The sequence below is a fragment of the Phocaeicola intestinalis genome (genome assembly GCF_014837065.1).
Taxonomy (GTDB): Bacteria; Bacteroidota; Bacteroidia; order Bacteroidales; family Bacteroidaceae; genus Phocaeicola; species Phocaeicola intestinalis.
Genome location: NZ_JACSPP010000038.1, coordinates 15,987 through 35,793 on the forward strand (window position 1 = coordinate 15,987; position 19,807 = coordinate 35,793).

The following is a 19,807-nucleotide window of genomic DNA, read 5'->3' on the forward strand; positions in this document are numbered from 1 at the left end:
TTAGTAAAATACAAAAAAGGTGAAACAAAACTGATGCTCCACCTTTTTTGTTGGTATGTAATAAATAAGCTTTAACGTCCTTTACTTGAACTCAATAATTAGCGATTGATTTGCTGGTATGATAAGATTTTTAGTGAAATCCACTTTTTTACCGGAAGTGAGGATTGTTCCTCCTTTAGAATCGCGAGTTAAAGCATTGTAGTGTTGGCACGGCAGAACTTGCTCTTTGTTAGTACTATTCAAGATAATCATTTCTGTTTTGCCTTCACTGGTACGGGCGTACACGTAGATTCCTTGTTCGGGAATGTGATACTTTACAGTTTTGTTTTCTGACATATTCTTGTTTAGTTTTAGTTTTGCACTCCAAAGGTAGAGTTTTCATTCTAAACAAGCGGAAAGAAAAGGGTTAAAATTGCAGGTTTTATGCGGTTTTTATGATATAAATCAAGTTTTTGACAAGGTGACGAGGTCTCAGTTGACAAGGTGGACAAGATTTTAAATAGTTTTTCGAATGGAATGTTTTCTAAAGCCTTGTCTCCTTGTCAACTGATACTTCGTTACTTCATTTATATTAAGAATCCCAGCAAGATACCTGCCGCTACGGCAGAACCGATGACGCCGGCTACGTTCGGACCCATGGCGTGCATCAGCAGGTAATTGGTCGGGTCGTATTCTGCGCCTACGATTTGCGAGATGCGTGCCGAGTCGGGCACGGCAGATACGCCGGCATTTCCGATAAGCGGATTAATCTTGTTGTCTTTCTTCAATACCAGGTTGAATATCTTGACGAAGAGCACTCCCGATGCGGTGGCTATCACGAAGGACAAGGCACCCAGCCCGAAAATCTTCAGTGAATCCCAGGTGATGAATTCCGAAGCCTGCGTAGAGGCACCTACGGTCAGTCCCAGCAAGATGGTGATGGTATCAATCAGCGGTCCGCGTGCAGTTTCTGCCAGACGGCGTGTCACGCCGCTTTCCTTCAGCAGGTTGCCGAAGAAGAGCATGCCCAGCAGGGGAAGACCCGAAGGCACCAGGAAGCAGGTCAGCAGCAGACCCATAATCGGGAACAGGACCTTTTCGGTATGCGACACGGCACGCGGGGCTTTCATGCGGATGAGACGCTCTTTCTTGGTGGTGAGCAGGCGCATGATGGGCGGTTGGATAACCGGCACCAGTGCCATGTAGGAGTAGGCAGACACGGCGATGGCTCCCATCAGGTTGGGCGCCAGCTTCGATGAAAGGAAGATGGCAGTGGGGCCGTCTGCGCCACCGATGATGCCGATAGCGGCTGCCTGCATGGGGTCGAATCCCCATTCGAGGGCAATCATGTAGGCACCGAAGATACCGAATTGGGCTGCCGCCCCGATAAGCATCAGCTTCGGATTGGAAATCAGTGCCGAGAAGTCGGTCATGGCGCCGATGCCGAGGAAAATGAGCGGCGGATACCAGCCCGATGTCACGCCTTGGTATAAGATGTTGAGTACCGAACCCTGTTCGTAGATGCCGACTTGCAGTCCGGCTTCCATATTGAACGGAATGTTGCCTATCAGCATACCGAATCCGATAGGAATCAGCAGCATCGGCTCGAATTCCTTTGCCACGGCAAGATAAATGAAGAATATACCGACGGCTATCATGATGAAATGCTGGTAAGTGGCATTGTAGAAGCCGGTATACGTCCAGAAATCCGCCAGGTTGCTCTGTAAGAAATTGATGAATTCTCCCATAGTTATTCGATGATTATAAGGTCTGTACCTTCAAGAATAGATTCTCCTTTGCTCACGTTGATGGCAGTCACTTTGCCGTCGCGGTCCGACTTGATGTCGTTTTCCATTTTCATGGCTTCCAGTATCAGCAGGGTCTGTCCGCGTTTCACCGTGTCGCCTTCCTTTACCTTGATATCGAGGATGACTCCGGGCAGCGGAGATTTTATGCCCGACTTGCCTTGCGACACTGTGGGGCGGGTTACGGCAGGAGGAGGAGCGGCAGGCGTGGTGGAAGCCGTGCGGATGACCGGCTTGATTTTCGGGGTTGCAGGCTTCTCCAGTTCTACGGTGTAGGGCGTACCGTTTACTTCTACGTGTACGTTGTTTTCTTCGATGTCTCCTACGGTCACTTTGTATAAGTTTCCGTTGATTTTGTATCTATATTCTTTCATGGTTATCTATTCGTTAGAGGGTTATTTCTTGTGAGGATTTTCGCGCAGTGTATAAATCTTCGAGCTCCACGGCGAGTAGCTCCGTTTCACACGGCTGATGGTCAGGATGGTTTCTTCCACGTCGTGGTCGCTTCCCTGCGCTTCATGCAGCGCCATGGCAATGGCGGCTATCACGTCGCCCGGCGCTTCGCCCAGCCGGCGTTCCTTGGCTTCCTGCTTGTCGGTGATGTTGTGTGCCTTCATGGCGTTGCGCTTGCGCAGCTTGACGGCGATTTTCCCGATAATCCGGAAGCTGACGTACAGCAGGATAAGCCCGATGAAGACTACGCTCATGGCGGTGATGGTCATGCCGAATCCTGCCGAGTCGTGCTGTTCGAACTTGTCCATCTTCGGGTTCCCTTCCAGCGTCTGGTTGTTCGTGCTGGGAGTGACGTATTTGGTTTCGCTGTCGTCTTTTACTTCCCATTCGTCCGAGCCGTCGCTGACCCTTGCGTACGATTGGTCTGTCTTCAAGACACCGGCAGGAACGACCACTTCATCCAACAGTTTCCGTCCAGAATCGTATAATCCTACCCAGTTGTCTTTGGTTTTACTTAATACGAAATTGGTATGGAAAGTGCCTCGGCGCGGTGCTCCGTCTGCCCAAAAGAGGGCGTGCTGGCGGGGGCTGATGGCGGTCAGGACATCGCCTTTCGGAATGAAATAAGAAACCGTGTCGCCCGGTTCGCTGCTCACTTTCAGGTAGCATCCGGCCAGGTTGACACTATTATAAGATGTGTTGAATATTTCCACCCATCCGCTATGTACGCCATAATCGTCCTGAAAGTTTTCCTGATTGTCTACCAGCACTTCGTTGATGACGATTTTACTCTTGGCTTCCGGCGTGGTGCACGAACAGAATGCTCCTAGCAGGGCGGATGCGAAAAATATTCCGGCTATATATTTATTCATAATTAAACGCGTTTTTTTGAGTTTTTAAGTTCTTAAGTTCTTGGGTTTGTAAGTTCTTGAGTCTTTAAGTTTTTAAGTTTGTAAGTTGAGAAACTCAAAAACTTAAAAGCTCAAAAACTTATAAACTCATTTACAAAGGAATGTTCCCGTGTTTCTTTGCCGGATTGGTTTGTTTTTTGGTCTGCAATTGTTGCAGGGCGCGGATGATGCGGAAGCGGGTGTTACGCGGTTCTATCACATCATCAATGTAGCCATACTTCGCCGCATTATACGGGTTGGCGAACAGCTTGGTGTATTCGGCTTCCTTTTCCGCCATGAACGCTTTCGGGTCGGCTGCTTCCTTGGCTTCTTTGGCATAGAGCACTTCTACGGCTCCGGCTCCACCCATTACGGCGATTTCGGCAGTAGGCCATGCATAGTTCATGTCGCCACGCAACTGCTTGCAACTCATCACGATGTGCGAACCTCCATACGACTTGCGCAGGGTGACGGTTACTTTAGGCACTGTGGCTTCGCCGTATGCATACAACAGCTTGGCACCGTGCAGGATGACGGCATTGTATTCTTGCCCCGTTCCCGGAAGGAATCCCGGAACGTCGACCAACGATACGATAGGAATATTGAAAGCGTCGCAGAAGCGGACGAAACGGGCGCCTTTGCGGGAAGAATTGCAGTCTAATACACCTGCCAGGAACTTTGGCTGGTTGGCTACGATACCTACCGACTGTCCGTTGAAGCGGGCGAAACCGATGATGATGTTCTTTGCGAAGTCTGGTTGTACTTCCAGAAACTCGCCGTTGTCAACGATGGCACCGATTACCTCATACATATCATACGGCTTGTTGGGGCTGTCGGGGACGATTTCATTCAGTGAATCTTCCAACCGGTCTATCGGGTCGGTACAATCCATATAAGGTGGTTCTTCAAGGTTGTTTTGCGGAATGTAGCTCAAGAGTTTGCGGATTAAGGCTAACCCTTCTTCTTCGGTAGCGGCGGTAAAGTGGGTCACTCCCGAGCGGGTAGAGTGCACGCTTGCTCCTCCCAGGTTTTCTTGTGTCACGTCTTCACCGGTAACGGTCTTTACTACTTTCGGTCCGGTGAGGAACATATACGAAGTGCCTTCCATCATTAAGGTGAAGTCGGTCAGGGCCGGAGAGTAAACGGCTCCTCCCGCACAGGGACCGAAAATGCCGGAGATTTGCGGAATCACGCCCGATGCCAGGATGTTGCGCTGGAATATCTCGGCATATCCTGCCAGCGCGTTGATACCTTCCTGGATACGTGCGCCGCCCGAGTCGTTCAGTCCGATAACGGGTGCGCCCATCTTCATCGCCATGTCCATCACCTTGCAAATCTTTTGCGACATGGTTTCCGACAAAGAGCCGGCGGATACGGTAAAGTCTTGTGCAAAGACGTATACCAGTCTTCCCTCAATGGTTCCATAGCCTGTTACGACCCCGTCGCCCAAGTATTGCTTTTTCTCCATGCCGAAGTTGGTACAACGGTGTTTTACAAACATATCCATTTCTTCAAAACTGCCTTCGTCAAGTAGCATGGAGATGCGTTCGCGTGCTGTATATTTCCCTTTTGCGTGTTGTTTCTCAATCGCTTTCTCGCCGCCTCCCAAACGGGCTTGGGCACGCAGCTCGATCAGTTCTTTTACTTTTTCAAGTTGGTTACTCATGGCATTAAGTTTTAGTGTTTGATTTTAGTTGTCTAGGAGCTAGGTTTTAAATTGTTTTACTGATGTATTCAGAACCTAGTCGCCTAGTACCTAGTCAACTAGTACCTATAATATTATTTTTCACACAATTCAGTCAGTACACCCATCGTCGATTTCGGATGCAGGAAAGCAATCTGCAGGTTTTCCGCCCCTTTGCGAGGTGCCTTGTCAATCAGTCGTATGCCCGCTCCTTCGGCTTCTGCCAAGGCGTTGGCCACTCCGTCTTCGATGGCGAATGCAAGGTGATGGATGCCCATGCCTCGCTTTTCAATAAAACTGGCGATGGTACTGTCGGGACTAGTCGGTTCCAACAATTCGATTTTGGTGTCTCCGCATTTCAAGAAAGCGGTCTTTACTTTTTGGTCTTCTACAGTCTCTATGTTGTAGCAGGTCAGTCCGAGAACTTTTTCGTAATACGGAAGGGCTTCTTCGATGCTTTTTACAGCAATGCCCAAGTGTTCGATGTGGGAAATTTTCATAAATGTTGTTTTTTATAAAGTATTAAATTCTTTAATTTATTCGCATTGATTGCACAAAGAAAAGAAAAATGTGCTGAAAAACGAAATCTTTCTTCGATTTATTTTCAGAAAAGATGCATGTCTGGTTTTTCTCACGGCATACAGATGGTGATATTTACTTGACAGGCATTGTTCCTTTCAATTCGATGCGGCTGCGTCCTTCTCCTTTTTTTATGACACGGATTTGTACATTGATTCTTTCATCTAACTCTTCACGATGCGATATGATGCCGACACGTCGCCCGTTTTGTCCTGCAATTTCCTGTAGTCGTTCAAGGGTAGACATGACAGAGTCTAAACTTTTTTCATCAAGTGTGCCGAAGCCCTCATCAATAAACAGAATGTCTATATTCATGTCCGGACGGTTCAACGACGAGAGTGCTAGCGATAATGCCAATGAAATCATGAAGCGTTCGCCTCCCGAAAGCACTGTTACGCTGCGCACTTGGTTTTTGTTGTAACAGTCTAAGACTAAAATGGAAAGCTGTTCGTTTTCTTCGCTGCATGTCAGCTTGTAACGGTCGGTAATCTGTGCGAGATAGATGTTTGCATTGTTGAGTAACGGCCGCAGGATATAGGATTGTACGAGTGTGCGGAAACGAGTTCCTCCAAAGCGGGAATTTAGCCGGTCCCATTTTGTAAAATTCTTTTTTACAGCTTCCAGTCTTGCTGTTATCTTTTTGAAGTTATCTTCGTTGCGTTTGTCTTCTTCCAGTTTACTGCAGATAGTTGCCTGTTCACTTACAAGCTGGTCACGGGTAAGTGCAAGTATGTTTTTTTCTTCCTGTAGCAGTGTAAGGTCTGGGATATCTTGTCCTTCACAGATACCTAGCTTTTCCATAGCTTCAGTTTGTTGCCTTTGCATTGTGGCAATGGCATCACGTCGTGAGGTGATACTTGCCTGGAGGTCATTGATACGTTGGCGTGCCTCTGGTATTTCTTTTTCTTTTCCAACGAGGGCAATAAGATCAGATTCGGCTGTGCCTGATGTCTTGTAATATATACCCAGTGTGGTTTCGCAAGCTGTGATAATGGCAGTACACTCACACGTGTCTTTGGCTATTGTATTAATTTCAATATAAAGCCTGGTCCATTCATCATTGATGTCACTGCATGGATAAGTAGCAGGAGAGGCTGAAGTGTCCCATCCGGCATGTAAATGGAGGATTTTGTCTCTTGTGTTTCCGATGGAGACTGCTGTAGCCTTTGCTGTTTGTAATTGTTGTGCAGCTGTATCAAACTTTTTTTTCATATCTGCGTATTCGTTAGCATCACGGCAAAGAATATTTTTGGTGCTGTAGGTGTCTTGTTGCCAACCGGGCATCCAGTTTGCCAATATTGCGTTCAAGTCAGTGAAGAGGTTGATTGCGGTCCGTTCTCCAGCTTTCTTTTGTTCGTGTAATTGATGTATATGTTGCTCGTTGGCATAAAAATCTTTGTCTGCCTGGACTTTGGCTTTATCGGCTGTTGTTTTTTGGATTTCAAGCTTCTTCTTCTCATTCAGCAACAGATTAATCTTGTTTTGTAATTCTTCGGCATCTTTTTGTTGCAGTTTGAGTTGGTGGAGGATCTGTCCGATTTCGTTTATGGCTATGTTGACCTGTTGTGCTATGGGTTTCGTTATATCCAGACCCGATTGTTTTGCCACGGTCAGTGCCTGTTTTTTGGTAGCATCGGCTTTATTCTTTTGCTCAGCCAGTATGTGTCTTTGGGTTTCGAGCATGCCAGATGCTGTGTTGTATCTTTTTTTTGCTTCATCATATGCTGTGGTAGCTTTCAACAGGTTTTCCTCTGTAATGTTTTTCTCTTTTTCAAGAGGGGTAAGCACGGCTTTGAAGTCTTCGTCAAGATATATGTGATTGATGTGTTGTCCACACAAGGGACAGATGTCTGCCTGCTCAGCAATGAGACGTTTGCGTAACGTGACAAGGTGTTCTTCCAGACTGGTTTGCATGGTGTGGAGCAGGTTATTGGCTTTTTCGTCTTTTTCTTTAGCAGCCAGATAGGCTTCTTCGGCTTTTTGGACTGCTTGATGGAAAATAGTCAGTTTTTCGGTTTGTCCTTTAATTTCTTTATCAAGTTTTTCCAGATTGTTTGTATCAGTCTCCATGTTCTGTAGGGTTTGCTGAAGCTGTTTCAACCTGGTATTTCTCATGTTTGCCTGTTCAAGGTTTTGGTTTATCAAAACCGGGTTCAGCATTTCACGCTGTTTGCTTAAGGTCTCTATGTTTTTTTGTATGTCAGCTATTGCGTTATCTGTATTTGCTGCTGCCTGTGCGGTCTTTTCTACAATGTTTTTTAAGGTCGTTGTCCGGGCGGTTTCAGTTTCTATCTGTCTGGCGATGGTTTGTATTTCTTTGTTGGTGTCTTCATATTGTCGTATCTTTTGAATGATTTCTCCGGTTTTGCTATACACTTCTTCTTGACTTTGATGTGCCGTTATCCATTGGTGTAACTTTTCGGTTTTGTCGGATAGTTGGGACATGTCATGGTTGCGTTGGGCAAAATCGGCGGAAAGTCGGTTGAACATTTGTTGGCACATGGGTTCTTGGGAAAACGATTGTTCCCTTTTGACTTTTGCTTCTTGCATTTTGACGAGTGTCTGGCGTTGGGCAGTGGTGTTGTCCCAGTTTTTGACCAGTTTCATGTCTGCTTTGTATTCTTCCCCTTGTAAGCGTTTTTGCAGTTGCTCCAGTTCTTCTTGAGCTAACGTTTGGTTTTTGCGGCATTGATTGATGGTATTGACTAAAGTGAGTTGCTGTTCGTTTAGTCGGATTTTTGTTTCCAGTGTCTGTTTTTGAGTGTTTATATTGGATTGTTCGGCAAGCAGTTTTTCTTTTTCTTCTTTGTCTAAAATATGTGTTTTTTCTGTTTCATATTCAGTTTGAGTTTGCTTGTAGATAGCCTGGGCTTTGTCGAAGAGGTTTTTGATAGCGGCACCGTATTTTGAGAAACGTTCGGTATTTGTCAGTTGTTCCAAGATGGCTTCACGTTCGGATTTGTTACCGGTAAGGAATGTTGCGAATTGTCCTTGTGCCAGCATGGCCATGCGTCCGAATTGTTCGAAGGTAAGTCCTACTGCCTGTAAAATGGTGTTGGCTACTTCTGTATTGCCGGATATCCAGTCGTTGTCTCCTTTTTTAACTTCCCATTTAGGCTGTCGATGCTTCAGCTGTTTACGGCTTCGCTGCATGCCAAGGGAAAGCCGTGCATGGTAGTTCATTCCATCGTTTCCTTCGAATATCACTTCGCTGTAACATTCTTCACGTTCGGATATTCCTAAGCGGGTATATTGCTCGATGCTGGCTACCCGCAGGGTTTCTCCTTCGGCATTGACATAATCATTTCTCATAGCGTTGGCCACTCCGTCTATGCGGGGAGTTTTCTTGTATAAAGCCATTGAGATACAATCCAGTATTACAGTTTTTCCGGCACCGGTATCTCCGCTGATAAGAAAAAGCGGGGCGGTTTCGCCACTTATGGCATCACGTAACCCGTTTTCAAAATCAATGTCACCTTTCTCTATGGAAGCAATGTTCCTGATATGTAGTTCTTTTATTTTCATGATTAATTGATTATCAAGTTTTTAGTCTTATATGGGGTATGCATTTGCTGGCAATGAATGATTTACAGACTTCGGAATCTGCTGTTTAAGCGGTTAATTCTGTATTGTTTTTTTGCGCGAAGCATTGCTTTCTTCTGCCATGCGTTTTACTTCCGCTTCTATTTCGACAAATGCCTGACGTACTTCATCCATGTCGAGTTCTGGATATTGTTGTTTGGTTTTTTCTATAAAGAGAACCGGATTTGTCATCTGTTGTATTTCGGCTACTTCAAATTTGGGTTTGGTTGCCTCGACAGTGTTGTTTTCTGAAGTTCCTGTCCATTTTATTTTCGGATTGTAGCGCAATTCACCGTTATAAGCATCGGTGATGGTGTAGACCATTTGATTGAAATCTGAAGGTAACGATGTTGCATAATCCATTTGCAAGCGGATGTATCCTCTTCCACCTTTTTCGGCAAATTGTTTGATGCCGTTCAGTGCTTCTTCGGCACTGGCAAATGCAGTTTCATTGGCAGGTAAAAGATAGAAATGACGTAATTCGTTGATGCGTAATTGCCGTATACGTACATTGCCTCCATGACTTTTTATTTCTATGACACTGACGGTGTGAGGATAGTTTTCATCGCTACTTACGTGCAGGGCACTGCCTGCATAGCGTATGACAGGGGCAGGGTAGGTTACGTCTGTCTGCTGGTTGTCATCTCTGTGTCCGATGGTTTGCGGTCTATGTATGTGTCCAAGTGCCAGGTAGTCGTATCCTGTGCCTAAGCTGGCAATTTCTTGGGTACGTATGTGCCCGATATCGAAGTCGTGTCCTGTCATATCACTTCCTTTGACAGTAAGATGTCCTGTCATGATAACTGGCTTCCCTTCAGTATTTTCCGCTTTTACATAGTCCAGCAGTGATTGAATCATGGAGGTACGTTCGCCAGTCATATAAGGTAATGCAATAATGTACCCGTTCGGCAGACTGATTATGAAATTTTTTTGCCATTCGTCTGCCGATGTAAAATCGGCAGGTGGCGGTGTTCCTATAAGGTGTGTATTAGCCAGCTTCCATATCTCATGATTAGATTGGATGCGGGAGGCTGAATCGTGATTGCCTGCGACGATGACCAGATGCATGGTAGGGGAGGCTTGGTGTAAGCGTACAAAACGGTCGGTAAATGATTTCCAGACGGCAGCCGAAGGTTGTTGGATATCGAATACATCCCCACTTACGATTAAGGCGTCGGGCTGTTCTTCTTGGCACCATCGTTCCAATTGTGAGAAAAAGCAATCGTGCTCATCGTTCCGTTCATAATTTTGATAAATGATTTGTCCCAAGTGCAAATCGGCAGTATGAAGTATTTTCATGCTTGTAATTATAGGTTTCTAAAGGCAAGTTATCAAAAATAGTTGGAATATGCAAGAAAAAACGAGAATATGCAATTGGGGGTCTTTTAATTTCCCAAGCACCTGCTTCTGCTTTCTAAGAAGCTGTTTTGAATTTCTCCAAAAAGTTTTTCTTGGCTTGATGTATCCGTTTTCGTGTGTGCTTTGGGCGATTTTTTGGTCCTTTTCGCTCCTGTTCTTCGTCAGATAGCCCGCTATCTTCCTCATCACAGAAGCGAAAAATGCCTCAAAAACTCATCCCAAATCATCGCACGATAAATCCAAAACAGCTTCTAAACTATATTCTTTCTCAGCAGTAGATAACTTCATCTGATGTAAGATTAAGAATCTTACAGCGGATGGACTATATGTTTGTCTTAAAATGCATGTCCGACAACAACCAATATATACCCCTGAAAAATGAATATATACTGCATCCGCGATTGAATATATACTGCATTCGTGATTGAATATATACTGCATTCGTGATTGAATATATACTGCATTCGCCTACGGATATATACTTCATCGGCAAATGCAGTACTACTGCGTTTCCGACTCGGACGGATTGGCTAATGGCGGCCATTCATATTTCCTTAGAAGAAGCTGTTTTGAATTTCTTCAAAAAGTTTTTCTATTCATTTTCGTGTGTGCTTTGGGTGATTTTTTGATCCTTCCCGTTTCTGTTCTTCGTCAGATAGCCCGCTATCTTCCTCATCACAGAAGCAGAAATGCTTCAAAAACTCATTCCAAATCATCGCACGATAGATTCAAAACGGTTTCTTAAAGTATTTGTTCTATTTGCTTGAGTTCTTCGGAACTGAATGCTGTATTCTTCAAGCACATTAGATTGTCTTGCAATTGCTGTACGGAACTGGCACCGATAATGACCGAAGTAACCAGGTCATCTTTCAGTAACCAGGCTAGTGCCATTTCAGCCAGTGTTTGTCCACGTGAAGCTGCGATTTTGTCTAAAGCTTTTATTTTGCCGATTGTTTCAGGGGTAAGGGACTCTTTCTTTAAGAAACCGCCTCGTGCGATGCGTGAGTCGGTGGGGATACCATTCAGGTAGCGGTTTGTCAACAGTCCTTGAGCAAGTGGTGAGAAAGCGATAAATCCGCTGCCAGCCTGTCGTGCTTGGTCGAGTATGCCTTCTTGTTCTACTTTACGGTCGAACATATTGTATCTTCCTTGATATAACAGGCAGTGTATGTGCTGCGATTGTAGGTAGTTGTAGGCTTCTTCTGCCTTGTCTTTCGGGTATTTAGAGATACCTACGTAGAGTGCTTTGCCTTGGTGTATGATGTCTACCAATGTTTGTAAGGTCTCTTCCAAAGGTGTTTCCGGGTCATAACGGTGGCTGTAGAAAATATCTACATATTCCAGATGCATCCGTTTTAAGCTTTGGTCGAGGCTGGCTATAAGATGTTTGCGTGAGTTCCAGGTTCCGTAAGGACCTTGCCACATGTCGTGTCCGGCTTTTGTTGAGATAAACAGTTCATCGCGGTAAGGTGCCATTGATTTTTGCATGATTTGCCCGAATGTTTCTTCTGCCGAGCCTGCTGAGGGACCGTAGTTGTTTGCTAGGTCGAAATGTGTGATTCCATGGTCGAAAGCATAATGGACGATGTTTTTACAAGTCGAAAAGATATCTATGTCTCCGAAGTTGTGCCACATTCCCAGTGATATTTCCGGCAGGAGAATGCCACTTTTTCCTGCACGCCGGTATTTCATGCCACATTCATAACGGTTTTTGTCTGCTGCGTAAACATAATTATTCATAGAGTCGTTTTTTTTAAGATTATATGTAAAAATGAATGAGTATCCGATTCAGCCATTTCCATCTGATTCTGAACCATCGGCGTGTACTGATTTGCCTGCCACCGAAGCGGAGAATGAAGTCACGGTATGTATATTTTTTGAAAGGAATGCCAGCTTCGATGAATTCGAAATGTCTGTATCCGTGTTGGCGTGAATAAGTCATGGCTTTCCATACAGCCAAGATGCCTGGATAGAGTAGGGGATAGCTTTTCCGCATTCCGGCAGAGAATAGTAAGTAAGCAGTGTCTTGCGAAAAGAGGCAGACAGAGCCGCCGATGATTTTGTTTTTGTAGCGAATGACGAATATTTGTCCCAGTTTATCTCGGGTAGGATGTTCTAGCAGGGAAATAAAGAAACGGAGGTCGGGTAGGAAACGGTGAATTTTCGAAGCATAGTATTTTCTCAGCATGGCAAAGAACTCTTCAAGGTCTTTGCGGTTGTTTACTACATCCATTTGGGCTCCGTTTTTCAGTCCGCGTGCGATCTGGCGCTTGCGGGACGGGCTGGCCCATTTGTCTAATGCAGTGTGATGAATGGAATTGCGTACCCGCAACCAGCGTACAGGGAAATATCCGTTCTGGCGGAAGTATTTGTAACCGAAAAGCGATTGTTCCAAATTACGGAATTCTAGAAAGAACGAATCGTCTTGAAAACGTACCGTAAGGTAAGAAAGAAATTTGCCGAAAATGGTCTCGTCTTTCACAGCCGAGTGGAAATATTCGCCTGTCCCGTAAGCATACGTTTTGTTGCATAGTCCGGTAATCCGTGCGTTACGCCGGGTAATGCAGAGTAGTTTGCCTACTGCTTTATTACCTTCCCAAGCTACTAGCAGTACCGGACGGTAACCGGGAGTTTGTTCTAATATCTGGAACAACTCGGTAGAATGAAAAACATTGGTTCCTGGAAGGTCCGGGATGTCTTTCGACTGTTCGTATATATTCACTTGGATAGCCATGATATTGCAAAGATAAACTTTTTTTAGGTAACAACGGGCTTCGGGGCAAAGGATTTTGCTTCTGTGATATCAAGCCAACCTGTTATTCGTATCCCGGATTCTGTTTCATGGCTTTGTTCATACCAAGTATTTTTTGTGGAATGGGGAATACGGTGGTAAAACCGCTTGTTTCGTTTTCCACCTGAGGGCGAAAACTGTAAGGACGGGTGAAAGTACCGAAACGGATCATGTCTTGACGGCGCCAGCCTTCCCATGCCAATTCCAATTGTCTTTCAGCCAGCAGGTTCTCAAGGGTAGCAGTTCGTGGCGATGCACCTGCCCGGTTACGTATTTCATTCAGTTCGGCATTGCCGTCTTCTCCGTTGCGTACTTTGGCTTCGCTTTGCATCAGCAACACGTCGGCATAGCGGAACAGGACAATGTCGTTGTTGATTAGTTTTCCGTCCTTTAGCGCGGTTTTGTCTACTTCGTATTTTTTCATCCTGGCTCCGGCGGTTTGTTCGTATGCGGTTCCAGACAGGTCAAGACTGACTTGCCAAGGTTCGTAGACCAAAGGTGTCTGTTCGTCATCCAGCAATATCGGATTCCCGTCAAGGTCTTTTACCGGACCGGCAAAATAGCAGAAATCGAAGCGGGGATCTGTATCAGGGGTATCGTATCCGAATGTTTCCAACACTTCGAGGGTAGCACTCGAACCGTTTTCGCCACCTAAGCCATACGCTTTGGCATGGTTGTAATGGCGTGAGCGGAACAGATAGATGAACTGGTTGGTATATAGTGTCTTGTCCATCGGTATGACAAAAATGTTTTCTTGCGATGATTCGTTGAAAATAGCGAAGTTGAGTGTGTAGTCTGCTTCCAGTCTGTATCCGGCCGAGGTAATCTGCCTGCAATAATATTGTACGGTTTCCCATGCGTTCAGCCGGTTGCCATCTATGTCGAAGAATAATTGTTTGCCGTCTGGCTTGTCGGAGTCTGTCCAGAGGTCATCGGCATAGATTTCTGCATTCAATGCCAGTTTGGCCAGCAAGAAGTATGCTACTGGCTGTGTGATTCTTCCGTAATAGATGCCTGGTTGGTTACTGCGTTCTTTACTTAAGAAAGGAACTGCATCTTGCAGTTCATCGAAGATGAAACGGAATGTTTGACTTCGCTTTTGTTGTTCGATGTCGCTGACATGTAGGTCGGAAGATAAGAGCAGGGGAATATTACCGAACAGGTCCATGGTATAATAATAGAACATGGCTCTCAGTGCCCGTACTTCTGCAGCATAGATACGGGTGTCTTCATCTGGATGTTTTTCTGCGTACGATTGGATTTTCTTCAGCGACTTGTTGCACAAAATGATGACTCCGTACAAGTATTCCCATGTGTCGTGTATCGCATCGTTGTTCACTCCCCACCGGTGCAGGTAAAGTCCTTGCCAGAATCCTCCATCGAACCAGTCGGCACCCCGTGTGGGCATAATGGCTTCATCGGTTGTGAAAGTATTCAGGTCGTATACGCCACGTCCGGTTCCTTGCAGTCCCTGACTGTCGTTGTATCCGCCGATATGGTTATAGAGCGACAAGACGCCGTTTTGGAATAACTCTTGTAACGTTTCGTAAGCGGTGTCTTCGTCAAGGCTGTCGCGTGGGTCTTCTTCCAGAAACTTGCTGCACGAAGGCATTCCCAACAAGAGGGAAAGCAACAAAAAAATAAAGGTATACTGTCTTTTCATAAGGCTCGTAATTAGAAGTTAAGACTAAGACTGATTGTGTATGTGCGCGAAAGCGGATAGGTACGTTTGTCGTCTACCCCTAGCGTGTTGTCCGCTAAACTGGAGTTAATTAATGGAGTCAGTCCCGAATAGCTGCTGATGGTTCCCAAATTGTTGACAGTGCCTGCCAGGCGTACTCCTTTTAGGAAACGGGTATGTTTCAGAGGGATGGTCCATCCGATAGTCAGGTAATCGAAGTTGACATAATCGCCTTTTTCCAACCAGTAATCGGTAGCGGTCTGGTCTTTTATCATTTGTTTGGGGGCTTTTTCCAGCACATTGTAATCAGGCAGGCTGTTCATGTTCATATACGAGAGGGATGTCCCGTTGTATATTTTATGTCCGAATGCTCCGTTTATCTGTAAGGAAATGTCTATATTTTTGTAGCGGAAACTGATGTTCGAACCCAATAGCGTTTTCGGAATGGCTTGTCCGGCTATGTAGCGGTCTTCGCCATCTTCCAGGTTTACCCCGCCACCGTTCAGGTCGGCAATCTGATAAGTATATCCTCCTTTTCCGTCTGCTGCAAGTCCTTCGCAATGTGGTAAGTAAAATACGCCCAAAGGTTGTCCTACAATCTGATACACGATGTTGTTGTATCCTCCGTGTGTGCCAGCACCGTTTAATCCGGCGATGGCGGTGTATTCGGAAGCCGAGACGTATTCTCCGTTATGCATGCCGCTTAACGAGAGGAGTTTATTTTGTTGGAAAGTAATGTTTGCGTTGATGTTCAGTTCCATGTCTTGTGTTTTCAGTGGTGTGATGCCTATGGATATTTCTGTTCCGCTGTTCCGCATGGAACCCAGATTTGCCAGTAAGGTGTTGTGGGCAAAGGGAGGTACGCTTACATTATAGGAATAAAGCATGTCTGTGGTTTTCGAGTTGTAGTAATTGACCGAAAGCAGGAGCCGATTGCCGTATAATCCCACATCGAATCCTGCATTGAACGTGCGTTTCACTTCCCATTTTAAGTTGGGGTTGATGTTCCGGAGGTTTTCGTATGTGACCAATGGGGCATTGCCAGTAGGTGTTATTCCGTTAGGACGGACTAATGCCATGGTGGTATACGAATCGATACCTGCCTGATTGCCTGCAAGCCCGTATCCCATACGTATTTTCAGGTTGTCTATGTAGCGGAAACGTTTCATGAATGCTTCTTCCGAAATGTTCCATGCAATGGATGCCGAAGGGAAAAATCCCCATTTATGGTTTTTACCGAATTTGGATGAAGCGTCTGTACGTGCATTCAGGGTCAGTACGTAACGGTTGTCGAATGTATAGTTCACGCGTCCCAAGAATGAAACCAGATGCGGTTCTTCGAAATATGAACCGGTGCCTTCCCATGGTCGGAGTGCTCCGCCTTGCAGGTTATCGAATCCGGTTTCATCGGAAGAAAAGTTAGTCACGGTTGTATAAAATCCTTTATAAATATCTTTCTCCAGTTCGCCCAGTGCCAGTGCGTCAAAGAAATGCACTCCTTTGTGTTTGCGGTAGGTAAGCATCAGATTTCCCAAAAGTGATTCAGACTTTCGGTCGCCTCGGTAAGCCTGCCCATGTGCCCATACACTGGTAGGAAGATATTGCGAGTCTTCGCTGTCACTGTATGTGTACGAACCGAACAGAACCAGCTTCAGGTCTTTCAACAGGTGGAAGGTCAGGCGGGCGTGGGCACTAAAATATGATGTGGCATTCTGGTTGTTCACTTCCATCCACGCCAAGGGGTTTGTTATCTGGCTGGCTGTGGTTATCTGGTCCCATCCTCCTGTCTCAGGATTTTTGTGGTTGGGGTAGGTAGGGTTGAACGTTGCTGCCGAGTAGAATGTCTTTTGATAATCGAACAAGGTGCGGTTACGCTTTACTGAGCCGAACAGTCCCAGTTCGCAATCAATGAAGCCATCCAGTAACTTCTGGTTCATATTCATGTTCGAGGTGAATAGTTTCATATTTTCGTGTCGGACAACTCCTTCACGGTTCTGGAAGCCTAGTGAGACACGATAGTTCGATGTTTCACCTCCTCCATAAAATGCGATGTTATGATTTTGTTGCAATCCGGTTTGTTCTATTTCCTTTTGGAAGTCTGTGTCATAACCTTTGTCCAGGAAGTGCAGACCGTTTTCGGTTGCCACTCTTCGATATTCTGTTCCTGAAAGCATGTCCAAGTGGCGGTAGACGTGGGCTATGCCGAAGCTTCCGCTGTAATTTATCCGTGTTTTCCCTGCCGTCCCTTTTTTAGTGACAATATTGATGACTCCCGAAGCTCCCCGAGAACCATATTGGGCAGTTTCTGATGCATCTTTCAGGATGGTGAAACTTTCGATGTCGGCTGGGTAAATGGATGTCAGCATCGTTAAGTCACCCAGTACACCATCGACAATGATTAGCGGGTCGTTTCCGCTAGTCAGTGAAGTGGTGCCCCGCATACGTACAGATTCCAGTGCAGCCATACCGTTGCTGCTTTTCAGAATGGTAAGTCCTGCTACTCGTCCTTGGATGGCTTCTAAAGGGTTGGTGATTTGTTCTTTATTCATCTGTTGTTCGGTAATCCGTTCTACCGAACCTGAAAGGTTTATCAGGCTGCCTTGTGCATATCCGATGTTCAATACAGAATCGGGAATCGATTCCGTATGTTGTTTTTTTTCTTGTGCCGACAAGGGTTGCAGGCAAAAAGAAGAGACGATAATACATGTTGTCAAAAAGTGTTTTTCTTTTTTCATAAGCGTCTAAGGAACATGGTTTATGCAAATATATGTAATATTATCGACAATTCCTATTATTATGGATACAGATTATAAGTTTTCGGATATTGTCCCAAATTGTCCCAAATATGTGCTTGAGCCAGGACATAGACGATTTATATGCTGGTTGTGTTGGTTTTTAGAAAGAGCTGTTTCTCATAAGGGTATTTCAATAAAAAGAGGGTGTGCCGGAATTTGATACACCCTCTTTTTTCACAAACAAATTTTGTCTTAGAAGCTGTTTTGAATTTATCGTGCGATGATTTGGGATGAGTTTTTGAGGCATTTTCGTTTCTGTGATGAGGAAGATAGCGGGCTATCTGACGAAGAACAGAAGCGGAAAGGACCAAAAAATCGCCCAAAGCACACACGAAAACGAACACATCAAGCCAAGAAAAACTTTTTGGAGAAATTCAAAACAGCTTCTTACTATAACTTCTAACCGGAGTGCTGGCTCTTGTGAAACATAATTGCTTGCAACTCCTGATTAGCGCCTGCTGATTATTTCTTATAATCTTTTACAATAGCATCGGTAATCCAGTTGGCTAAAGCTTGACGGTTATCGGGAATAACCAGACGTTTTTGGTCTTGTGCGTTTTGGATATTTCCCAATTCCAGAAAGACAGCGTAAGGAATAGTATTACGCAATACAAACAAATCACGTGCACTTACCGTCCCCTCAAAGCCACGATTGGGTTGATGACGATCGTATTTTGCCTTGAACGTTTTGTGCAACTGAGTAGCAAGTCGTTTTCCATATTTACTTTGGGGGGCATGATAAAAATATACATCGGTCTGCTTGCCACGGCTCCTGCTGTCAACATGAATGAATATCGCTCGTTTGTATTTGCTTTTATCCTTGCGGTAAAGTCGGTTGATGGCGTCGCAACGTTGTTGTAACCGTGCTACCTGCTTTAGTGGAATGGGTCTTCCCATACATGTTTCACGCTTGCTATTTTTCAGGATCGTTGTGTTGCGGATGCCGTCTTTGGCATCCTGGATGATGAAATGCACTTTTGCGCCCCGTTTTAGTAATTCGCGTCCCAGCCGTAAAATGATGTCATAAGCATACTCGTCTTCATGCAGTTCCTTGCCTTGATACTTACCGATGCATCCCGGATCAGGTCCTCCGTGTCCGCTTACCAAATAAAAGGTAGCTCCCTTCAAACTGTTGGACGTAACTTGATAAGTGGCATTAGCTTTTCCGAACAAGGGCTCGCGCCGGGTATTTTTCTTTTGGGCATAAGCAGGTGCGAGCAACAGCAGGCACAATGCTACAAGTGTCAGTCGCAAACGGTTCATTTCAGCAATTCATCTATTTTATTGCACAATGACGCAAACTCGTCTTCGTTGTAGAGGCGGGTCATCAACACAATCTTGCCCGTCTGGTCAATCAGCACGTTACGGGTAATGCCAGCACTACGCTCTGCGTAAAGCGCAAAAATATTGGCATCCGGATCAAGCCCCATTGGATAAGTTACTTGGGTCTGTTCCACGAAAGCTTTCACTTTATCTAGCGGTTCGTCTCGGTCAATGCCATACAGTGCGAATGTGTCGTTGTCCTTGTGCTTCTGCCAGATGTCACGCTCAATGAAAGGCATTTCCTTGCGGCATACGCCGCACCAACTTGCAGTGAACTGAAGCATCACCACTTTGCCGCGTAAATCAGAAAGTTTTACTTGGCTGCCGTCAGTGAGCATCATTTCAAAATCGGGTGCTACATCTCCTACCTTTACTATATATCCATTGGAATCGGGCATAGGTTGCTGCGCGTGTAAAGCTGGAACTATTCTCAGCATAAGGATACAGCCTAAAAGCATCGATAAAAACAGTTTTTTCATACACATTATCTTTAGTCACTAGGCAAAGATAATGCAAAAAAGCGAGACACCGAGCAAATCAGGGAAATATAATGAAGAATAATCACGGTTTTTTTCTCTTTTGTAACCAAGTAATGCAAGTAATGAACGTTGTTTGGGATTGTTAGTATTAGCTTGGTTCGTCTCATATCGTGTGCACATCGTGTCACAATGGATACAACGGCATCTTCTATATCTATCGAAAAGGATTCCGAGAATGATGGTTATCTCGTTGAATTTGTTCGTCAGACAGCCTGCTATCTTTTTCATAAAATCAGAAAAACGTCCACGAAAATAATTCTCAATACATGATTGAGAAGCTGTTTTGAATTTATCGTGCGATGATTTGGGATGAGTTTTTGAGGCATTTTCGCTTCTGTGATGAGGAA

General features: G+C 45.2%; 16 protein-coding genes. 1 reads left to right on the plus strand and 15 read right to left on the minus strand.

Annotated elements, in window-relative coordinates; all coding sequences use genetic code 11:
* Positions 1 to 81: 81 nt before the first annotated feature.
* The 12 genes from H9625_RS11660 to H9625_RS11715 all read right to left on the minus strand — a co-directional run bounded on the left by H9625_RS11660 (position 82) and on the right by H9625_RS11715 (position 17,538).
* Positions 82 to 336 carry a cyclomaltodextrinase C-terminal domain-containing protein gene (locus H9625_RS11660; protein WP_022039468.1) on the minus strand — a complete coding sequence of 85 codons (255 nt, stop codon included), beginning with the start codon at positions 334 to 336 and terminating at the stop codon, positions 82 to 84.
* 230 nt (positions 337 to 566) lie between these two features.
* Entirely contained in the window at positions 567 to 1,727 is a 1,161-nt protein-coding gene (locus H9625_RS11665) for a sodium ion-translocating decarboxylase subunit beta (protein WP_013618830.1), read from the minus strand.
* Between the two features lie 2 nt (positions 1,728 to 1,729).
* Positions 1,730 to 2,158, minus strand: coding sequence for an acetyl-CoA carboxylase biotin carboxyl carrier protein (locus H9625_RS11670; protein ID WP_022039469.1), 429 nt, complete (start codon positions 2,156 to 2,158; stop codon positions 1,730 to 1,732).
* Between the two features lie 21 nt (positions 2,159 to 2,179).
* Positions 2,180 to 3,109: an OadG family transporter subunit gene (locus H9625_RS11675; RefSeq protein WP_191764460.1), complete on the minus strand. Its 930-nt coding sequence runs from the start codon at positions 3,107 to 3,109 to the stop codon at positions 2,180 to 2,182.
* Positions 3,110 to 3,239: 130 nt separating this feature from the next.
* Complete coding sequence (locus H9625_RS11680; protein WP_191764462.1) at positions 3,240 to 4,793, minus strand: acyl-CoA carboxylase subunit beta; 1,554 nt, start codon at positions 4,791 to 4,793, stop codon at positions 3,240 to 3,242.
* A gap of 113 nt (positions 4,794 to 4,906) precedes the next feature.
* The gene (gene mce, locus H9625_RS11685; RefSeq protein ID WP_013618834.1) at positions 4,907 to 5,311 is read right to left on the minus strand and encodes a methylmalonyl-CoA epimerase; all 405 of its coding nucleotides are present in this window, start codon (positions 5,309 to 5,311) and stop codon (positions 4,907 to 4,909) included.
* A 154-nt stretch (positions 5,312 to 5,465) separates the two neighbouring features.
* Positions 5,466 to 8,915, minus strand: coding sequence for an AAA family ATPase (locus tag H9625_RS11690; RefSeq protein ID WP_191764463.1), 3,450 nt, complete (start codon positions 8,913 to 8,915; stop codon positions 5,466 to 5,468).
* A gap of 93 nt (positions 8,916 to 9,008) precedes the next feature.
* A complete protein-coding gene (locus tag H9625_RS11695; protein ID WP_087207796.1) occupies positions 9,009 to 10,271 on the minus strand; it encodes a metallophosphoesterase family protein in 1,263 nt (420 codons plus the stop codon).
* An 801-nt stretch (positions 10,272 to 11,072) separates the two neighbouring features.
* Entirely contained in the window at positions 11,073 to 12,071 is a 999-nt protein-coding gene (locus tag H9625_RS11700) for an aldo/keto reductase (protein ID WP_087249924.1), read from the minus strand.
* 19 nt (positions 12,072 to 12,090) lie between these two features.
* Positions 12,091 to 13,065 carry a GNAT family N-acetyltransferase gene (locus H9625_RS11705; protein ID WP_022039477.1) on the minus strand — a complete coding sequence of 325 codons (975 nt, stop codon included), beginning with the start codon at positions 13,063 to 13,065 and terminating at the stop codon, positions 12,091 to 12,093.
* 82 nt (positions 13,066 to 13,147) lie between these two features.
* Positions 13,148 to 14,785: a RagB/SusD family nutrient uptake outer membrane protein gene (locus tag H9625_RS11710; RefSeq protein WP_087398082.1), complete on the minus strand. Its 1,638-nt coding sequence runs from the start codon at positions 14,783 to 14,785 to the stop codon at positions 13,148 to 13,150.
* Positions 14,786 to 14,796: 11 nt separating this feature from the next.
* Positions 14,797 to 17,538, minus strand: coding sequence for a SusC/RagA family TonB-linked outer membrane protein (locus tag H9625_RS11715; RefSeq protein ID WP_191764465.1), 2,742 nt, complete (start codon positions 17,536 to 17,538; stop codon positions 14,797 to 14,799).
* A gap of 280 nt (positions 17,539 to 17,818) precedes the next feature.
* Here H9625_RS11715 and H9625_RS11720 point away from each other — a divergent pair, with 280 nt between their 5' ends.
* Entirely contained in the window at positions 17,819 to 18,001 is a 183-nt protein-coding gene (locus H9625_RS11720; RefSeq protein ID WP_158098031.1) for a hypothetical protein, read from the plus strand.
* Positions 18,002 to 18,060: 59 nt separating this feature from the next.
* On the opposite strand, the gene H9625_RS11725 is transcribed toward H9625_RS11720, so the two are convergent.
* From H9625_RS11725 to H9625_RS17745, 3 genes are all read right to left on the minus strand, one after another.
* Positions 18,061 to 18,861, minus strand: a complete 801-nt coding sequence (locus tag H9625_RS11725; protein WP_087207787.1) for an N-acetylmuramoyl-L-alanine amidase family protein — start codon at positions 18,859 to 18,861, stop codon at positions 18,061 to 18,063.
* Positions 18,858 to 19,400 carry a TlpA family protein disulfide reductase gene (locus H9625_RS11730; protein WP_087207785.1) on the minus strand — a complete coding sequence of 181 codons (543 nt, stop codon included), beginning with the start codon at positions 19,398 to 19,400 and terminating at the stop codon, positions 18,858 to 18,860. Before H9625_RS11730 ends, H9625_RS11725 begins: the two co-directional genes overlap by 4 nt.
* Positions 19,401 to 19,418: 18 nt before the next feature.
* Positions 19,419 to 19,807 (minus strand): hypothetical protein (locus tag H9625_RS17745; RefSeq protein WP_225226416.1); only part of this gene is annotated, 389 nt, incomplete at its 5' end.

Coding starts and splice junctions, on each gene's coding strand:
- H9625_RS11660 (WP_022039468.1), bottom strand. CDS start 336: ATGTCAGAAAACAAAACTGTAAAGTATCACATTCCCGAACAAGGAATC.
- H9625_RS11665 (WP_013618830.1), bottom strand. CDS start 1,727: ATGGGAGAATTCATCAATTTCTTACAGAGCAACCTGGCGGATTTCTGG.
- H9625_RS11670 (WP_022039469.1), bottom strand. CDS start 2,158: ATGAAAGAATATAGATACAAAATCAACGGAAACTTATACAAAGTGACC.
- H9625_RS11675 (WP_191764460.1), bottom strand. CDS start 3,109: ATGAATAAATATATAGCCGGAATATTTTTCGCATCCGCCCTGCTAGGA.
- H9625_RS11680 (WP_191764462.1), bottom strand. CDS start 4,793: ATGAGTAACCAACTTGAAAAAGTAAAAGAACTGATCGAGCTGCGTGCC.
- mce (WP_013618834.1), bottom strand. CDS start 5,311: ATGAAAATTTCCCACATCGAACACTTGGGCATTGCTGTAAAAAGCATC.
- H9625_RS11690 (WP_191764463.1), bottom strand. CDS start 8,915: ATGAAAATAAAAGAACTACATATCAGGAACATTGCTTCCATAGAGAAA.
- H9625_RS11695 (WP_087207796.1), bottom strand. CDS start 10,271: ATGAAAATACTTCATACTGCCGATTTGCACTTGGGACAAATCATTTAT.
- H9625_RS11700 (WP_087249924.1), bottom strand. CDS start 12,071: ATGAATAATTATGTTTACGCAGCAGACAAAAACCGTTATGAATGTGGC.
- H9625_RS11705 (WP_022039477.1), bottom strand. CDS start 13,065: ATGGCTATCCAAGTGAATATATACGAACAGTCGAAAGACATCCCGGAC.
- H9625_RS11710 (WP_087398082.1), bottom strand. CDS start 14,785: ATGAAAAGACAGTATACCTTTATTTTTTTGTTGCTTTCCCTCTTGTTG.
- H9625_RS11715 (WP_191764465.1), bottom strand. CDS start 17,538: ATGAAAAAAGAAAAACACTTTTTGACAACATGTATTATCGTCTCTTCT.
- H9625_RS11720 (WP_158098031.1), top strand. CDS start 17,819: ATGATTTGGGATGAGTTTTTGAGGCATTTTCGTTTCTGTGATGAGGAA.
- H9625_RS11725 (WP_087207787.1), bottom strand. CDS start 18,861: ATGAACCGTTTGCGACTGACACTTGTAGCATTGTGCCTGCTGTTGCTC.
- H9625_RS11730 (WP_087207785.1), bottom strand. CDS start 19,400: ATGAAAAAACTGTTTTTATCGATGCTTTTAGGCTGTATCCTTATGCTG.